At 55.1% G+C, this 17314-nt stretch carries 18 protein-coding genes and 1 pseudogene; 5 read left to right on the forward strand and 14 right to left on the reverse strand.

The window, feature by feature from the left end:
* A pseudogene (locus tag ACQY6F_RS15220) lies at window positions 1–511 on the reverse strand (peptidase); the annotation flags it as partial.
* Window positions 512–763: 252 nt separating this feature from the next.
* On the opposite strand from ACQY6F_RS15220, the gene ACQY6F_RS15225 reads away from it, so the two are divergent.
* Complete coding sequence (locus tag ACQY6F_RS15225) at window positions 764–3073, forward strand: Tex family protein (protein WP_428775579.1); 2310 nt, start codon at window positions 764–766, stop codon at window positions 3071–3073.
* A 119-nt stretch (window positions 3074–3192) separates the two neighbouring features.
* Here the strand turns inward: ACQY6F_RS15225 and ACQY6F_RS15230 are convergent, their stop codons facing one another.
* Both ACQY6F_RS15230 and bioH read right to left on the reverse strand, forming a co-directional pair.
* On the reverse strand, window positions 3193–3663 hold the full coding sequence (locus ACQY6F_RS15230) for an ATP-dependent Lon protease (protein WP_428775580.1): 471 nt from the start codon (window positions 3661–3663) through the stop codon (window positions 3193–3195).
* Between the two features lie 98 nt (window positions 3664–3761).
* A complete protein-coding gene (gene bioH / locus ACQY6F_RS15235; protein ID WP_428775582.1) occupies window positions 3762–4556 on the reverse strand; it encodes a pimeloyl-ACP methyl ester esterase BioH in 795 nt (264 codons plus the stop codon).
* Window positions 4557–4580: 24 nt separating this feature from the next.
* Here bioH and ACQY6F_RS15240 point away from each other — a divergent pair, with 24 nt between their 5' ends.
* The 4 genes from ACQY6F_RS15240 (at window position 4581) to cysQ (ending at window position 7584) form a co-directional block, all read left to right on the forward strand.
* Window positions 4581–5330, forward strand: a complete 750-nt coding sequence (locus ACQY6F_RS15240) for a phosphoribosyltransferase family protein (RefSeq protein WP_428775583.1) — start codon at window positions 4581–4583, stop codon at window positions 5328–5330.
* A 127-nt stretch (window positions 5331–5457) separates the two neighbouring features.
* Window positions 5458–6045, forward strand: coding sequence for a Fe-S biogenesis protein NfuA (nfuA, locus tag ACQY6F_RS15245; RefSeq protein WP_428775585.1), 588 nt, complete (start codon window positions 5458–5460; stop codon window positions 6043–6045).
* A gap of 141 nt (window positions 6046–6186) precedes the next feature.
* Complete coding sequence (gene nudE / locus ACQY6F_RS15250; protein ID WP_428775586.1) at window positions 6187–6735, forward strand: ADP compounds hydrolase NudE; 549 nt, start codon at window positions 6187–6189, stop codon at window positions 6733–6735.
* A gap of 21 nt (window positions 6736–6756) precedes the next feature.
* Window positions 6757–7584: a 3'(2'),5'-bisphosphate nucleotidase CysQ gene (cysQ, locus tag ACQY6F_RS15255; protein WP_428775588.1), complete on the forward strand. Its 828-nt coding sequence runs from the start codon at window positions 6757–6759 to the stop codon at window positions 7582–7584.
* A gap of 49 nt (window positions 7585–7633) precedes the next feature.
* On the opposite strand, the gene ACQY6F_RS15260 is transcribed toward cysQ, so the two are convergent.
* The 11 genes from ACQY6F_RS15260 to gspD form a co-directional block, all read right to left on the reverse strand.
* A complete protein-coding gene (locus tag ACQY6F_RS15260) occupies window positions 7634–8398 on the reverse strand; it encodes a type II secretion system protein N (protein ID WP_428775590.1) in 765 nt (254 codons plus the stop codon).
* A 5-nt stretch (window positions 8399–8403) separates the two neighbouring features.
* Window positions 8404–8895, reverse strand: a complete 492-nt coding sequence (locus ACQY6F_RS15265; RefSeq protein ID WP_428775592.1) for a type II secretion system protein M — start codon at window positions 8893–8895, stop codon at window positions 8404–8406.
* A 7-nt stretch (window positions 8896–8902) separates the two neighbouring features.
* Complete coding sequence (gene gspL, locus ACQY6F_RS15270) at window positions 8903–10117, reverse strand: type II secretion system protein GspL (protein ID WP_428775594.1); 1215 nt, start codon at window positions 10115–10117, stop codon at window positions 8903–8905.
* Window positions 10086–11099, reverse strand: coding sequence for a type II secretion system minor pseudopilin GspK (gene gspK / locus ACQY6F_RS15275; RefSeq protein ID WP_428775595.1), 1014 nt, complete (start codon window positions 11097–11099; stop codon window positions 10086–10088). Before gspK ends, gspL begins: the two co-directional genes overlap by 32 nt.
* Window positions 11089–11793, reverse strand: coding sequence for a type II secretion system minor pseudopilin GspJ (gene gspJ / locus ACQY6F_RS15280; protein ID WP_428775597.1), 705 nt, complete (start codon window positions 11791–11793; stop codon window positions 11089–11091). Before gspJ ends, gspK begins: the two co-directional genes overlap by 11 nt.
* Window positions 11780–12136, reverse strand: a complete 357-nt coding sequence (gene gspI, locus ACQY6F_RS15285; protein ID WP_428775598.1) for a type II secretion system minor pseudopilin GspI — start codon at window positions 12134–12136, stop codon at window positions 11780–11782. Before gspI ends, gspJ begins: the two co-directional genes overlap by 14 nt.
* Entirely contained in the window at window positions 12126–12704 is a 579-nt protein-coding gene (gene gspH, locus ACQY6F_RS15290) for a type II secretion system minor pseudopilin GspH (protein WP_428775600.1), read from the reverse strand. Before gspH ends, gspI begins: the two co-directional genes overlap by 11 nt.
* A 24-nt stretch (window positions 12705–12728) precedes the next feature.
* The gene (gene gspG / locus ACQY6F_RS15295) at window positions 12729–13172 is read right to left on the reverse strand and encodes a type II secretion system major pseudopilin GspG (protein ID WP_428775601.1); all 444 of its coding nucleotides are present in this window, start codon (window positions 13170–13172) and stop codon (window positions 12729–12731) included.
* Between the two features lie 88 nt (window positions 13173–13260).
* The gene (gspF, locus tag ACQY6F_RS15300; protein WP_428775603.1) at window positions 13261–14484 is read right to left on the reverse strand and encodes a type II secretion system inner membrane protein GspF; all 1224 of its coding nucleotides are present in this window, start codon (window positions 14482–14484) and stop codon (window positions 13261–13263) included.
* Window positions 14484–15962: a type II secretion system ATPase GspE gene (gspE, locus tag ACQY6F_RS15305; RefSeq protein ID WP_428775605.1), complete on the reverse strand. Its 1479-nt coding sequence runs from the start codon at window positions 15960–15962 to the stop codon at window positions 14484–14486. The genes gspF and gspE overlap by 1 nt, the downstream gene beginning before the upstream one ends.
* Before the next feature lie 14 nt (window positions 15963–15976).
* The coding region (gspD, locus tag ACQY6F_RS15310) for a type II secretion system secretin GspD (RefSeq protein ID WP_428775607.1) at window positions 15977–17314 on the reverse strand (1338 nt) is incomplete at its 5' end.

A 17314-nucleotide genomic window follows, 5' to 3' on the forward strand; every position in this document is an offset into this window, starting at 1 on the left:
GGCCGGCGATGGTCACCAGCAGGCTGATCACCGGGCGCAGTAAAGGCTTTTTGCTGCTGCGACTGCGAATGGCACTGATCCGGTCCAGATCGTCACTCACCGTGACTTTTTCACCGCTGTAAGGGTGGCGCATCACAAAATGCACTGTCATTTGATAAGGCTGATATTTTTCGCTTGGCCAGTTTACTCTGGTGCCACCGACATCCTCGATCACCGCCTGCAGTAACGCATCGTCTTTCAGGCTGGAATATTTAGGATTCTGGCTGCTGATGTGGATCTGCTCAGCATGCATTGATGTGGTATCCGCACCGGTATCAATTTTACCGACGAACGGCACTCCCTTCAGACTGTCGATGCCATTAAAATAGACATTCTCCAGTCGCCCCAGCACCAGCTTTTCTTCCAGCTGGTAAACCGGAGCCTGGGTAGTTGCAGAAAGCGTGGCAGCCGGCAGAGAAATGGAAAATAACGCGGTCAGAAACAGCGTCATGGTCAAGGCGAATTTTTTCATAGTTGTTATCCATTCGAAGCTGAGTTGGGGAGTGGACGGATATCATCTGAGTGATTTATTACCCTATAGTTCGCAGTTTAGTGACTGTTTTTACACAATTCTAACTTTGTTGACTATTTGATTGGCAAAATCAACGCCAAGCCGGATTACCACCGCCTGAGCGATTGAAATTGGCCTGCTAACCCCCATGTTAGATTCATCATACACTACTCGATTTATCGGGTTCACAAATCAATTAAAGAGATCTCATTGATGAGCCAAGCTATTTGTCATCAGATCGCCGGTGAACTCAATGTTCGCCCACAGCAGATCATCGCCGCCGTTACCCTGATTGACGATGGCAACACTGTTCCTTTTATTGCCCGCTACCGTAAAGAGGTCACCGGCGGACTGGACGATACTCAGCTGCGCACCCTGGACAGCCGACTGGCCTACCTGCGTGAGCTGGATGAGCGCCGTCAGACGATCCTGAAATCCATTCGCGACCAAGGCAAACTCAGCAGTGAACTGGAAACCGCCATCAACCAGGCCGACAGCAAGACGCGACTGGAAGACCTGTACCTGCCGTATAAACCGAAACGTCGCACCAAAGGGCAGATCGCGATTGAAGCCGGCCTGGAGCCGCTGGCCGACACTCTGTGGCAACAGCCAGAGCATCAGCCGGAGCAGCTGGCCCAGCAGTACCTCTCTGCCGAGCACAACATCAATGACAGCAAGGCCGCACTGGATGGGGCCCGGGCGATCCTGATGGAACGGATTGCCGAAGATGCCGACCTGCTGGAGAAAATTCGTCGTTATCTGAATCGTCACGGCGAACTGGTCGCCAAAGTGATCGACGGCCAGCAGCAGGCAGGCGAAAAATTCAAAGACTATTTTGACCACCACGAAGCGATCAGCAAGGTCCCGTCGCACCGAGCGCTGGCCATGTTACGCGGCCGCAACGAGGGGATCCTGACCCTGGCGCTGAACGCCGACCCCGAGCAACAAGAAGCCGTTCGCCAGTCATACTGCGAAACGCTGATTGCCGAACACTATCAGCTGCACCTGAGCGATGCGCCCGCCGACAGCTGGCGCAAACAGGTGATCGCCTGGGCATGGCGGGTCAAAGTGTCGATGCACATGGAAACCGAACTGATGGCGGCGATGAAAGAGCGCGCCGAACTGGAAGCGATTGAAGTATTCGCCAGCAACCTGAAAGATCTGCTGATGGCCGCCCCGGCCGGGCCACGGGCCACTCTGGGGCTGGATCCCGGTCTGCGTACCGGTTCGAAAATTGCCGTTGTCGACAGCACCGGTAAACTGCTCGCCACCGACACCATCTACCCTCACCCGCCACAAAAACAGACTCAGCAGGCGGCACAGGTAGTGGCGAAACTGGTGCGCCAGCACCAGGTCGACCTGATCGCCATCGGCAACGGTACCGCCTCGCGGGAAACCGACCGCTTTGTCGCCGATCTGATCGAGAAAAACCAGCTTAACTGTCAAAAAATCATGGTCAGCGAAGCCGGCGCATCGGTGTATTCGGCTTCCGAACTGGCGGCACAGGAGTTTCCACAGCTAGACGTATCGCTGCGCGGTGCGGTGTCTATCGCCCGTCGTCTGCAGGATCCGCTGGCGGAACTGGTCAAAATCGACCCGAAATCGATTGGCGTGGGTCAGTATCAGCACGATGTCAGCGCGAGCCTGCTGGCCAAGCGGCTGGATGCGGTGGTGGAAGACTGTGTGAACGCGGTCGGCGTAGACGTGAATACCGCCTCTCCGGCGCTGCTGACCCGGGTGGCCGGTCTGAGCCAGACTTTGGCGCAGAATATCGTCGCCTACCGTGACGAACACGGCCGATTCGACAGCCGCAGCCAGCTGAAAAAAGTGCCGCGCCTGGGGCCTAAAGCGTTTGAACAGAGCGCCGGATTCCTGCGTATTATGGATGGCCGTAACCCGCTCGATGCCTCGGCAGTGCACCCGGAAGCCTACCCGGTGGTGAAACGCATCGCCGAGCAGAGCCGGCAGGGCATTGGCGAGATGATCGGCAATTCCGCCTTCCTGCAGAAACTGCACGCCGCCGATTACACCGACCAGGAATTTGGTTTGCCGACGGTGACCGACATTATCCGCGAACTGGACAAGCCCGGCCGGGACCCGCGGCCTGAGTTTAAAACCGCCACCTTTGCCGAGGGCGTCAATACTCTCAATGACCTGGAGCCGGGTATGATTCTGGAAGGGGTGATCTCCAACGTGGCCAACTTCGGTGCTTTTGTCGATATCGGCGTGCATCAGGATGGCCTGGTGCACGTGTCAGCCCTGGCCAACAAGTTTGTTTCGGATCCGCGTGAAGTGGTCAAAGCTGGTGACATCGTCAAGGTTAAGGTGATGGAAGTGGACGTGGCGCGCAAACGGATCGGCCTGTCAATGCGGCTGGATGACCAGCCAGGTCAGGACAATCGCAGTCAGCGCAGTACCCCGGAACGGCAAAAAGGTTCAGCCGCCAAGCGCCAGCGCAACCAGCCTTCTGACAGTGCCATGGGTGGCGCCTTTGCCGCCGCCTTTGCCAAAGCGAAAAAGTAACCATCAGAAAGTCGCTAGCGGAACCCTTGGCTAGTTGAACTTCTGGCTAACAAAAAAAAGCCCACTGAGCCTAAGCTGAGTGGGTTTTTTACTGATGGTCTGCGCCTGATAATACGGCGCTATAACACAGCGATGACTTCAGAAGGAATATTTGGTGCCACCGCATGACCATAATGGTACCTGATCACCGTTCGCCTTCTTGCCATCTGCCCATCTGTTATCGCAGCATCAATAATGTGTTTTGGTAGCCGAAACCGCATCGCATAGCCCTTGCCCTGACAGTTGCTGTAGCTGTCGAGTGCAATCAGACTGAAAAGCCTGGCCAGGGTTTCGGCCGGGTCTTCCTGATAAGCGCACGCCACTTCCGAGTGCAGTTCCGACTCATAGTCAGGGTGCTCAGACGGATCCCAGGAGCTCTGTTTACGACGCTTATCGTCTGCTTTGACTTTCCGCTCAGCATTGCTTTTTGCTAACGCGACGGTTGGCACAACAGGCTCACGGACTTTGTTGTCACGGGCGGCCTGCTCCGTTTGCACATTAACCGATGGGGCGATAAGTGGCACACTTACGTTAGTCGGTGACACTATCATAGCCGAAACCTCCTCAGTATCGCCCACCCCGACAGCCACAGGGCTTGTCGCTGCCGGGTTAGCTTAGTTATCGGCCTGCACTGTGAAAATTTTAGTGTTTATTTGCCTAAAAATTGGACGATCCGCTGGCAGAACTGCTCTGATTCGGTAATAAACGGCGCGTGAGAGGATTGGGCAAACACGTGGGATTCACTTTCCGGCCACTGGCGGTCCAGCTCTGCGGCGACTTTCACCGGCACCAGGCCATCCAGCCGACCGTACAAGCGCAGCATCGGCACCTGCAGTGTGGCCAGTGCCTGACGCAGATCCACTTCCGCCAGCAGCTGCAACCCGAGCGTCAGCGAGTGCGGATCGGGCATTGGCCGCGACAATACCGACTGTTTCAGCTGTTTGACATCCTGACGTGCGGAAGGGCTGCCCATCGCCTGCAGCGCCATAAACCGCTCCACCGTCAGGGTGAAGTCTTCGGTAAGCTGTTGACTGAACTGACTCAGCACCTGGGGCTGTATGCCTCGCCAGCGACCTTCAGCAGAAAATTTCGGCGAACTGGCTACCGTGATCAGCTTACTGACCCGATCCGGGTGATACAGCGCCAGGTAGCTGGCCACCAGCCCACCCAGTGACCAACCCAGCCAGGCGGCTTTGTCCGGGGCTCCGCGCAGCAGCAACTGACCGATGCCTTCCAGATTGTCGGCGTGGCAGTGGCTACTGTGACCATAACCGGGCAAATCCACCACATGGACGGTAAAGTGCTGGCTGAGCGTGTCGACCGTCTGCTGCCACACTGCGCCATTCATCCCCCAACCGTGGATCAACACCAGATCCGGCCCCTGGCCGCTTTCCTGCCAATACAGTTCCGCTTGCTGTGTCACATTCTCTGCCACTATTTCCATCCTCAACTTGCGCCACGTCCCGCCATGATTAGCCAGAACCTCAAATCCCAGTTACTGAAAACCAAAGCGCCTATGGTAACCAATTGGTTGACAAAAAACATCGCCCGCACGCTGGTCAGACTCTGTCCACTGTGCCGGATGCCGCTGGCCGATGACCACGCTAAACTGTGCCGCTTCTGCCTGCAACGCCTTCTGCAGACCTCACGCTGCCCGTGCTGTGGCCTGCAGAGTACCGACGACACCAGCCTGTGTGGCCAGTGCCTGCAGCAGCCGCCGTTATGGCAGCGGCTGTATTGTGTCGGAGATTACCAGCCACCGCTATCTGGCCTGGTGCACCAGCTCAAGTATCAGCGCCAACCCTGGCTCGCCGGGCTGCTGGCCGAACTGCTACTTAACCGCGTCACCCACAAACCCGATATCATCCTCAGCGTGCCGATGCACTGGCAACGTTACTGGCGGCGCGGTTATAACCAGAGCGACCTGCTGGCAAGGCAACTGGCGCGTCGCCTGGCTGTTCCGTATCAGCCCGGACTGGTGAAACGCACCATCGCCACGAAGGCGCAGCAGAGGCTGGACCGCCAGCAAAGGCTGCACAACCTGACCGGCGCATTCGCGCTGGCCCCCATAAGCACAACGGTGATTTGCGGCGCCCATCTGGCGCTGGTCGATGATGTGGTCACCACAGGCAGTACCATGACACAAATGTGCCAATTGCTGCTTGCAGCCGGCGCCGAAAGCATTGATATTTATTGTATCTGTCGTACTCCTGACTGATTTGAGTCGTGCAATTATCCGCATGAATCGGCCCTGATTTTCTCATAAAAGAAAAAAGGCTAGATCTCACTGATGACAAGAGTAAAATGGAGAATAAATAGCCTACAAATTTACTCAGGTATTCGTCGTGTCAAATATTATTACTATTACTGAATCTGCCCAGTCTCACTTTGCTAACCTGCTCGGTCAGCAACCTGAAGGCACTAACATTCGCGTCTTTGTGGTTAATCCAGGAACTCAGAATGCCGAGTGTGGTGTTTCTTACTGCCCGCCAGAGGCAGTGGAAGCGACCGACACTGAAATGCAGTACAACGGCTTTTCTGCCTTTGTTGACGAGCTGAGCCTGCCGTTTCTGGAAGAGGCCGAAATCGACTTCGTCACCGACAAAATGGGTTCGCAGCTGACCCTGAAAGCACCGAACGCCAAAATGCGCAAAGTGTCGGATGATGCCCCTCTGGTCGAGCGGGTTGAATACGCGATTCAGACTCAGGTCAACCCACAGCTGGCCAGCCACGGCGGCCATGTCAGCCTGATGGAAATCACTGACGACGGCGTGGCTATCGTTGCCTTCGGCGGCGGCTGTAACGGCTGCTCTATGGTGGATGTAACCCTGAAAGAAGGTATCGAGAAAGAGCTGCTGGCGCAGTTTGAAGGCGAACTGAGCGCCGTGCGCGATGCCACTGAACACGATCGCGGTGAGCACTCCTACTACTGATCGCAACTGACGATAGAGGCTGGCAATGACGCCGGCCTTTTTTATTCGTCGGACAAATTGCCTGTCAGGCCTGCAGGTCTCTTTTCAACCTGCGCCCTTTTCCCTATAGTAGGATGACTTACCCAGCTTTGGAGTTTCCGTGTGACCAAAAGGATCTTGCCAGAAATCTTAGCCAAACGAACCGTTGCCCAGTCCAGATTGTTTGCCGTGGAGTCACTCGACCTGCGCTTCAGTAATGGCATCGAGCGCACCTATGAGCGAATGCGGCCCAGTGGCCGTAACGCGGTCATGATGGTACCGGTGACCGAACAGGGTGACCTGTTGCTGGTAAGAGAATACGCCGCCGGCACCGAGCGTTATGAGCTCGGCTTTCCCAAGGGCCTGATAGATCATGGTGAATCGGCACAACAAGCCGCGGTACGTGAATTAAAAGAAGAAATTGGCTTCGGTGCCCACAGCCTGCAACCGTTAAAAGAAGTGGTGCTCGCACCCTCCTATTTTTCCAGCCGGATGACGTTATTTATCGCACAGGATCTATACTCAGAACAGTTGGAAGGCGATGAACCAGAGCCATTGGAAGTGGTTCGCTGGCCTTTGGCACAGGCAGAAGAACTGCTGACCCACGTCGATTTTTGCGAAGCTCGCAGTATTACTGCGCTGATGTTGGCCCTGCGCGTCTTAAAAGATTAGTCGCGAGTATTGAGAAAAATGATGGCAACCAATCAAGATTTATCCCAGTTGCTCCCGGAAGTGATAGAGATCGCTCGTTCAGCCGGGCAGTTGATCCTCGACATCTACGAGAACAAAGAGTACGACGAATTCATCAAAAGCGATGAAACACCGGTCACCAGCGCCGATATCGCCGCTCATAAGCTGATCACCCTGCAATTGAACCAGCTCACCCCGGAGATTCCGGTGCTATCTGAAGAAGCCGCCAATATCAGCCTGACCGACCGCGCCCAATGGAACCGCTACTGGCTGGTGGACCCGCTCGATGGCACCCAGGAATTTATCGCCCGCAGCGGCGACTTCGCCACCATTATTGCGCTGGTGGAAAACAACCGCCCGGTGATGGGCGTGGTGTACGGCCCGGTATCCGGCGTGACCTATTACGCCTATCATGGTCTGGGCGCCTGGAAAATTCCCGATATGGCTGAACGGGTACAGATCAGCACCCACAAACATGAGCAGCCGGGTTCGCCTATCGCCATTGCCATCAGCCGGCGACAAAACATCAACAGCGTTACCCGCCGTATGAGCAGTGCCTGGAACTACGAATTGGTGCCACTGGGTTCTGCCGCCCTGAAAGCCTGTCTGGTTGCCGAAGGGGCGGTCGACTGCTACGTGCGTCTCGGTCCGACCGGAGAGTGGGATACCGCTGCGACACAATGCATTGTCGAAGAAGCCGGTGGCCGGATACTCAGTACTCATCTGCTGCCGCTGTCCTACAACGAGCGCGAATCGCTGGAGAATCCTAACTTTATCGTGATGGGAGATGAGCAACTGCCCTGGAATGATATTCTGCAGATTAAAGACTGATTAGACCAGTGAGCCGCTCACCGAACTATCTAATAAAACCAAAGGGGCGCTACAGCGCCCCTTGTTGTTGAAACTGATAACGGCCTTTGCCGTCCGGATTGCCCAGCCAGGGCAGTTGCGCATTCATCGCCGGTGGAAACGCTGCCTGCGGCTTAAACCAGCCGGAAGCGTTGTAGCGGCCGTTCGGATCGACTTCAACTGCGAATCCGCCTACCACCTGATCGCTGGACTGCTCACCCTGCAGGTTGATCTGTTGCTGCTGACAACGAACATCGGCGATCACCGGACCAAGCTCAAGGTCACCAAGTGGCGATGCGATCCGATCGCTGTTCCACACTAAAGTCGCTTCACCAGCCTCACAGTAAGGTGGCTGATACTGCCAGTGGCGAATATTGATCTCCACCTGACCACCCAGTTCCACCGGAAGCGGCGGTAGCGGCAACTGTTTGATCACCGCAGAAGCTGGCAGTGACGCCAGCAGGTTTTGCGCATAAGCCCCCGACAGCGAAAGACCGACTTCTCCCCGGCCAGCAAGCGCATAATCGCTCTCTTTACCGGACAAACGCAGCTGCGCGGCCAGCTTACCCTCAATCAAACGGGATGGCTGCCATTGCCAGCTTAGCGGGCCCAGTGAGCGTCGCTGCCAGTTAACCTGGCTTGCCTGTCCTTGCCACAGCGTGCCGCTGACACCTTCGATGGCCAACTGAGCCGGTAACGGCGCGTGTTTCACCACCAGCGCTGCAGGCAAATGTGCTAATAAACTGACAACAAAAACCGATAAAAACAACAGGCTTAACAGAATGTACTTCTTCAACACACTTACCCTTTACTTAACTGCAATCGTTTTACTTCGACCACCCCTTCGCGGTCCGCTTTGGCAATATCCAGAAACTCTATCGTGACCCCCTGCTGATCGCGCAGGTAAGCCAGCCAGTCGATAAAACGGTTAAACGGCAAAGGCTCTATCCAGACCTGGACCATTTCGCCGCGCGGCTGAACCCGGGTCAGGGAAATCTGAAACCGATTGGCCGAGGAAGAGAGAATCTGGTTTAACGGCTGGCTGGAGACAGTGATGCCACCGGCGGCACGCAGCCGGGTAATGTCATCAGCTTTGTCACTGACCCAACTGAGCAATTGCTTTTCCGATACCAGACGACCCTGCGCCGCCTCAGCATTCTGACTCAAGGGAGCCAGTATGCCCCAGTATATCCCACCGACCAGCAGCAGTATGCTGGCGACGATAACCATACGTTGCTCCCGGGTACTGATTCCCTGCCACCAGCTCTGTAACGACGTCAATAAACTATTCATCTCTGCCTCACTTAGCTTTGAGCACGAAGGTGCCGTTGACCCATTCGCCGGAACGGCTTAACTGGCCCTGATCAACTTGGAAATACTGTGCCAATTCTACCCTGGCCTGCTCGAAACTCTGGAAGTCTTTACTTTGCGCCTGCAGTCTCAGCTCCTGGCGGCTGCCGTCGTATTTGACCGACAACAGATTCATATCTTCAACTTTGCGCAATGTGACCGGCAGTTTCAGCAGCCAGTTCATCAGTACATTCTGGTCACCCCCACCGCCAAGCTTGGCCAGTTCATCATCCATCTGCCGCTTGAGATAACTGACGGTAGGAATTTTATTTTTGCCTGGCAGCGCAGCGCGGAAAATGCGCTCGCTCTCAGCCCGGTATTGATCGGCCTGGGTTTGATACTGATGGATTTGCAGCAGGCTGCTGGCCGCTGATATCACCAGCAACACCAGAGCAGCGACGGCCGCTTTACGCCATATGCTCCAGTAGCGCCACACCGAGGATTTGGGCTTGAACGGCCCGGTGAGCAGATTAACCCGGCTCTTGATCGCCTGCTCAGCCAACAGCTGCATCACCAGCTCAGCTTCCCCTTGTTGCCACTCTTGCTGTGGGTCGAGTTGCAGTTCAGGCAGCGGAGAGTAAGCAACCAAAGGTAAGAATTGCTGCTCTTGTTTAACCCAGTCAGACGCGGCCAGCATGGCAAACCAATCGTGGTCGACACTGATACCACTGTATTCGCCTTTTCGAATCAGCCACTGACCAGCGATTTCCACCGCGCTCAAACCTTCCGGATTGAGCGGCAGCGCCAACACATCCGGCAATACGCGCTTGATCTCGATGCCCAGCGCCTTACATTCTGCCAGCAGGGTTTCCAGCCAGATTCGGTCCAGGGCGCAAATCAGCGCCTGGCCCTGCTGTTTCGCCAGCAGTGTAAAATGCAGCTGTTCCACATCCTGGGCGATCTCATCTTCCAGCAGATACGGCAGCATAGATTCAAACTGTCGCGAGGCACCGGCCGGGATATCGACACTGCGCAGTATCGTCTGTTTGGCAGACAACAAGACGATGGTCTGGCGTTTATCTGCATATTCCGTCAGCCTATCCAGCTCATGCCATCCCGCTAATTCGCCGCTGGCGATCACTTCGTGACGGCTCTCTGACCACACTAACCACTGGATAGCGTCTGTCCGTTGACTATTCAGTCGAACGACTAGATACTCGTTCACCGATCCCTCCATAGCGACGGCGAATTACCGTTGCAGTTTCTCGATTTGTACTAAATAACAGGCTGCGCACCCGCAACCGGGATTCATTGACCAACACCTGGGCATCCAGTTCGAAGTACCGACTGTCCACCGTTAAGTATGGTTTAACTCGCGCCACTAACTCGGCATCAACACCTTGCAAACCCGATTCGGCGACAAAGTCTTCAACGCTGTCCCAGCCGTTGTATGCGCGCCCCTCGATAATGTCACGCGCGTCCGATTCACTCAGCGCCGGGGTAAACATGGCCGCCAGTAACGGCGCCTGCTCTGGCAGCAGGGTGTTGACGTTAATCTGCAAACTGTCTGTCGGCAACGCACATATCATCGGCCCTAGCAGCGTCATCGCATCTCCGCTGACCTGATACACCGCCCGTAACTCACTGGCATCGGCGATAAAGTCATTCGGCGCCACATAAGGCGGCAACAGCGATTCGTACTCACTGTCCTCCACCCCGACCAGACTATTGACCACGTTGTTTTTATCCACGAACTCCCACATCGACTGGGCGATCACTTCCGCCTGGTAGTTATCGATACCGACAATTTCAATCAGTCGCTGCAGCGCATTGACCAGATAAGGAGCCTGCTGGTCGTTATTGGCCGTGACCGCCGACAGGGCATTTAAATTGAAACACGCCTGCAGGTCCCACAACCTGCCGGTCACCTGGCCATAATCCAGCGGATAAGTCTGCTGCTCAATGGCCCAGGGCTGGGAAAGGTTGATGTTGTCGTTATCGGTGTAACTCTGTTCGATCCCTTTGATCGCCAGCGCTTCAATCCCGATGCTGTACCAATACGCCTGCTGGTAATTCAACTGGCTGCCAGCGCGTTTGAACTGACTGAACAACCGGTCGGCCATGGTGGCGGCAATACTGGTCATGATCGCCAACAGCAACAAAATCACGATCAAAGCGACGCCGCTCTGGGCCCGTTTAGCCGCCATTCTGCTCTCCCTGCTCACCACTGTTGCTGTCTCTGATTGAGGCACCACCGGTCAGATATATCCGTTCAAGCTTGCCGTAATCTTCCAGCTCAATATTAAACGAGACGGCTTCAGGCAGGCTGTTTGGACTCTGCCAGTTGCTGGTCCATTCACCATCGACATAAAAACGCAGCTCAAAACTTTTCACTAAAGTCAGTAGCGGCATGACCAAACCCTGCTGACCGATCGGCGTGTCGGGATAACGCCACCAGACCCGCTCCAGTACATCTTCTTTCAGCCGGTATCCGACTTTTGCTACTTCCCCGCGGGGAAACTGCTGCTGTGGATTAAGCCAGCCCAACCGGGTAAACAACACCCCTTTGCTGTCCGAATCTAACAAGTAGTCCTGCCACAATAATAGCTGACTACTGGCTTCCTCTCCGTTGAGACGAAAACGGCGTGCCGCCATTTGACGAAAATCGTTGTCGATAAACACCAGCGCGCGCTGCAACTGTTTTAACCGTTCACTGCGTTCCAGCGACAGTTCATTGCTGCGCTGGATCTGGTTCACCACCTGGTAGGCCGCCACACTCAAGCTGGCAAAAATCGCGATTGCGACCAGTACTTCGATCAGGGTAAACCCTTTGCTGCGGCCTTTACGGCGGTTATCTCTATTTGGCCACACTTTATTTAGCGACACTCTATTTAGCGACATAGCTGCGTACCGTCAACAGTGGTGAACTGTCTTTGTCCAGGGCAACGCTGACGTCAAAACCCTGCAATAGATTGCCGACCGTGGTCACCGGCGTGACCTGCCAGTACCATTCCCTGCCTGCCAGCTCTTGTTTGCCGTTCTGCTTACGGATGGTACCGCCAGCCAGCGTGACTTTCGCCATCTGATTATCCACTACCATGGCAGCGAAGGTTTTTTCCTCCAGATAGCTGAGGGTGTTGATATGCTGGCTGACCGAACGCAGCACCGCAATGGCGGCCGTTGCGAAAATAGCCAGTGCTACCAGCACCTCCAGTAGGGTCATCCCGCGTTGGCTACTCTTCATCCAGTTCTCCCGGCTTGAGCAGGGTAATCTGGCCATTCTCATACGCGGTCAGGCGCCAGCCATCCTGCACTGAGTCCCCTTGCTGTGGATAGATCGCCAGCGTGAACGGGGTAATTTCACCGCTCGATGCCACCAGAATATCAGGCGGTGGCAGAGATTTTTGTTCCTGTTCGGCAAACATGTCTTCATCGAACAAGCTGCCCGGTTCAAACAAGCGGTCGTCGTCTTGCCAGACCCCGGCCCCCATGGTCAAAGTTAACGTCAGTTCGTCGTCAATTTCCGTGGTTGCCGGTATGCTATCCATATCCAGCAGTTGCCAGCCCTGGTCATCCAACTGCAACCACCGGTACTGTTTTTTCTCTTCGTCGACGGTCAGGCCAAAATCCCGTCCGCCGAGTATCGCCTCTTCATTGAGTAACAATAATCGCTGATAAAAGCTCTGGGCGTACTGCTTGGCTTCATCCTGGCTATTGCCCGGCAGTGTGGCGATCACCGCAACCGAAGTGACCGCCAACAGAGCCAGCACCAATAGCAGTTCAATTAAGGTAAAGCCTTGCTGCCGTCCCATTATTCATCCATTCTTCGCGATCGCTTACTGGTAGTCCTGTATGTTCCAGTTACCGATATCGGCCGCGACACCTTCACCGCCTTCCTGACCATCTGCGCCCAGAGTAAAGACATCGATGTTGCCTTTGTCACCGGGGCTCAGGTACTGGTACGGGTTACCCCAAGGGTCATTAGGCAGACGTTTAATATAACCGCCATCGCGATAGTTGCGCGGCTCCGGGTTGCTTGGTTTAGTGACCAGTGCATCCAGACCTTGATCGGTGGTTGGATAGACACTGTTATCCAGTTTGTACATATCCAGGGCGTTTTCTAACGCGACAATGTCAGTGATGGCTTTTTGCTGGTCTGCCTTCTCTTTGTTGCCGAGCAGGTTGGGCACCACAAAACTGGCTAAAATGCCCAAAATAACAATCACCACCATTACTTCTAACAGTGTAAAGCCCGATTGTTTTGTACGATTGTTTTTCATTAACATCTCCAAACTAGGGTTATGGTTACCCGATTTAGTCAACTTTGATTGGTTTATGTTCCCGATTTCTCTATGGCGCGCCCACCGGCTAGCCACTGATCAGGTTATTCATTTCTAAAATTGGCATCATGGTCGCCATGACGATAAACAGCACCAGTCCGGCCATGACCGCGATCAGAGCCGGGGTAAAAATCCCCAGCGCAATATTGACCGTTGACTCAAAACTGGTGTCCTGGTTGTCGGCCGCCCGGGTCAGCATGCTCTCCAGTTCGCCACTCTGTTCACCACTGGCAATCATGTGCAGCATCATGGGTGGAAACAGTTTGGTCTGCTCCAGCGCTTTACGCAGACTGGCCCCTTCGCGAACACTGTCGGTGGCCAGCATCACCTGCTGCTTAACAAAATGATTCGACATCACATCCACCGCCACGCGCATGCCGTCCAGAATAGGGATAGCACTGGAAGTACAGATAGATAAAGTGCGGGCAAAACGAGAGGTATTCAGCCCACGGGCAATCTTGCCGATCAGCGGTAAACCGATGACAGTTTTATCCCATTTCAGTCTCAATCCCGGCTTGGTCAGAGCCCAGCGGATGCAATACACCACCACCAGCACCGACACCAACAATATCAATCCCCACTGCTGGACAAAGTCACTGGCCGCCAGCAGGATTTGGGTCGACTGGGGCAGCTCCTGGCCCATCTGAACAAACTGACCGACGATTTTTGGTACCACCGCCGCCAGCAAAAATGCCACGATACAGACAGCAAATACCACCAATACAATGGGATAGATCATCGCTTGCAGCAGTTTGGAACGCATTTTCTGGCGGTTTTCCGCGTAATCGGCCAGCCGTTCTAGCACCGCGTCCAAATGGCCGGATTTTTCTCCGGCGGAGACCATGGAACGAAACAAATCATCAAAAATATGCGGATAATCGGCCAGGCTGTCTGCCAGCGTATAGCCTTCCGTGACTTTCGAGCGCACCGCCGCCAGCATAGAGCGGATGCGGTTTTTCTCAGACTGCTCTGAGACTGCTTTGAGACACTCTTCCAGCGGCATACCGGACTGCACCAGAGTCGACAACTGACGGGTGATCAGCGCCAGATCCGGCGTGCTGATACCCCGTTTGAAGCTCATTCCCGCTTTTTGCGCCTGGCCGTTGCTCTTCGCGCGGGTTTCCAGCACTTCCACCGGCACTAAGCCCTGCTCTTTTAAGCGCGAACGGACCTGACGGGCAGTATCTCCCTCAATCACGCCTTTTTTGCTGCGCCCTTTAACATCGAGCGCCTTATACTCAAATGCCGCCATTACGCTTCCTTGGTCACACGCATGACTTCTTCGATTGAGGTGATGCCCTGGCGTACTTTGGCCAGGCCATCGCTGCGGATACTCGGTGTGGTGGCACGAATGGCTTTTTCGATCGCCTGCTCTCCGGCCTCACTGTGGATCAGTTCCTGAATATGGTCATCAACCACCAGCAGCTCGTGAATACCGGTCCGGCCCCGGTAGCCTTTCTGGCTACAGACTTCACAGCCGGTCGCGCGATAGAGTGTCAGTGGCTCATTGGCCGCGATATCAAACATCGCTTTCTGCGCCGCATCGGCTTCAAACGGCTGCTTACAGTCCGGGCATAAAGTTCGCACCAGCCGTTGTGCCAGCACGCCCAGCAAGGAAGATGAAATCAGAAACGGTTCAATCCCCATATCCCGCAAACGGGTGATGGCACCAACCGCCGTGTTGGTGTGCAGGGTTGACATCACCAGGTGCCCCGTCAACGACGCCTGCACCGCAATCTGGGCGGTTTCCAGGTCGCGGATCTCCCCGACCATTACCACATCCGGGTCCTGGCGGAGTATTGCCCTTAAGCCGCGGGCAAAGGTCATGTCCACTTTTGGGTTTACCTGGGTCTGGCCGATGCCGTCAATATCGAACTCGATCGGGTCTTCGACGGTCAGAATATTGCGCTCGTTGCTGTTCAGTTCCTGCAGGCCGGCGTACAGGGTGGTGGATTTACCTGAACCGGTCGGGCCGGTCACCAGTAAAATACCGTGTGGTCGGTCGATCAGTTTGCGGAAGTTGTCGTGGTTGAGGGCCGTCATGCCCAGACTGTGCAGATCGAGCCGGGTAGCGTGCTTATCCAGCAAACGCATTACCACCCGTTCGCCGTGGGACGATGGCATGGTCGAGACCCGCACATCCACCGCCCGGCCACCGATACGCAGCGAGATACGGCCATCCTGAGGAACCCGTTTTTCGGCGATGTCCAGCCTGGCCATAACTTTCACCCGTGACACCAACAGCGGGGCCAGCTTGCGGCTGGGCGACAGCACTTCACGCAGTACGCCGTCCACCCGAAAACGGATCGACAGGCTTTTCTCAAACGTTTCAATGTGGATATCCGAAGCCCCCACCTTGATCGCTTCCGCCAACATGGCATTGATCAGTTTGATGATTGGCGCGTCATCTTCGGACTCGAGCAGATCTTCGCCCTGGGGCAGATCTTCCGCTAAGGAAAAAAAGTCGTCGCTGTCTGCACCCAGATCTTCCATCAACTGACGCGCTTCAGAGGAATCGCGCTGGTAGGCTTCGGTGAGGATATTTTCGAACTCTTCCTGGCTGACTTCCGTTAGAGTAAACGGTTCCTCGATCACCCGTTTCACTTCCAGGACCGCCTGCATCGGCAGTGGTTGGACATAATTGAGTTTCAGCCCTTGTGGATGGCGTTCAAGCACCAGCTTAAAGCGGTTAGCGAAACTAAACGGCAGTCGGCGAAACGGTGCGGTCATCGGTGACTCCAACATCAGTTATTTTCAATTTGGTCCAGGAAGGCCTGAATCTCAGCCGGATGACGAATATCGTCGCCGTACTTCGGCAGAACCGGAATATTGTCGTCATTCATCAGTTTCAGACCCTGTTCCGCTTTATACAGCTGCTCGGCACGGATAAAGTTGTACTTGCGCTGGGTAATACCATCGGCGGTCACCCCATCGCGGATGATGGTCGGCTTGATAAATACCATCAGGTTTTTCTTTTCTACCTGAGTACTGGTGGATTTAAACAGGTGGCCCAGAATCGGGATATCGCCCAGCAGCGGTACTTTTGACTCGCTTTCCAGCGCGCGCTCGTCGATCAGGCCGCCCAGTACGATCATCTGGCCGTCCTCGACCATCACCGAGGTATTGAGCTGACGCTTGGCAAAACGCACATCGACCGCGCCTTGCGCGCCGAGTACGTTGGAAACTTCCTGTTCGATATTCAGTTGCACCGAATTGCCTTCGTTGATCTGTGGCACCACTTTGAGCTTGATACCCACTTCTTTACGATCAACGGTCTGGAACGGGTTGGAGTTGTTCGAGCCTGCCGTTGAGCCGGTCAATACCGGCACTTCTTCACCGACAATAAACGACGCTTCACCGTTATCCATCACGGTAATGCTCGGGGATGACAGGATATTGGAGTTGGAATCGGACGACACGGCGGTGATCAGTGCGGCCCAGTCGCCCATCGCCAGGCTGACCGCGGCACCATTCACCCCAGCCAGCGCTTTGGCCAGGTCGGTAAAGTCGCCTTTTTTGGTAGTAGTTTCATTCCGTAAGAAATTATTATTCTGGTCGTAAACCGCTTTGGTTTCCGTGGTGTCTTTGGCTTTCTCCAGACCGATCATCACCTCACCCATACGGGCACCTGCGTTGCCGTACTGAATCACTGCGCCGGACTCCAGCGAGCCCCACTGCACACCCAGGTTGATGCCATCGCCTTCCGACATTTCAACAATCAGCGCCTCAATCAACACCTGCGCGCGGCGAATATCCAGCTGGCTGATGACTTCCTGTAGCGCAATCATGATATCCGGTGGCGCGGTCAGCACCAGCGCATTGGTATCCGGGTGCGCGGCGATCATGACTTCACCACGCTTGCCGGTATTGGCAGGCGTGCCGCTGGTGGTGGCTTTTTCTGCCTGCAGGTTGTCCGACACCCCTTTCAGCACATCGACCAGATCTTCGGCTTTGGCGTATTTTAGATAAACCACCTTGTTATTGCCTTTGGTCGCCATCTCCACGTCGAGCTGCTTGATCAGTTTGCGCAGGCGCGCCCGTACCTGTGGATCGCCGGAAATCAGGATAGAGTTAGTCCGGTC

The sequence above is a fragment of the Vibrio sp. genome (assembly GCF_050299255.1).
Classification (GTDB): domain Bacteria; phylum Pseudomonadota; class Gammaproteobacteria; order Enterobacterales; family Vibrionaceae; genus Vibrio.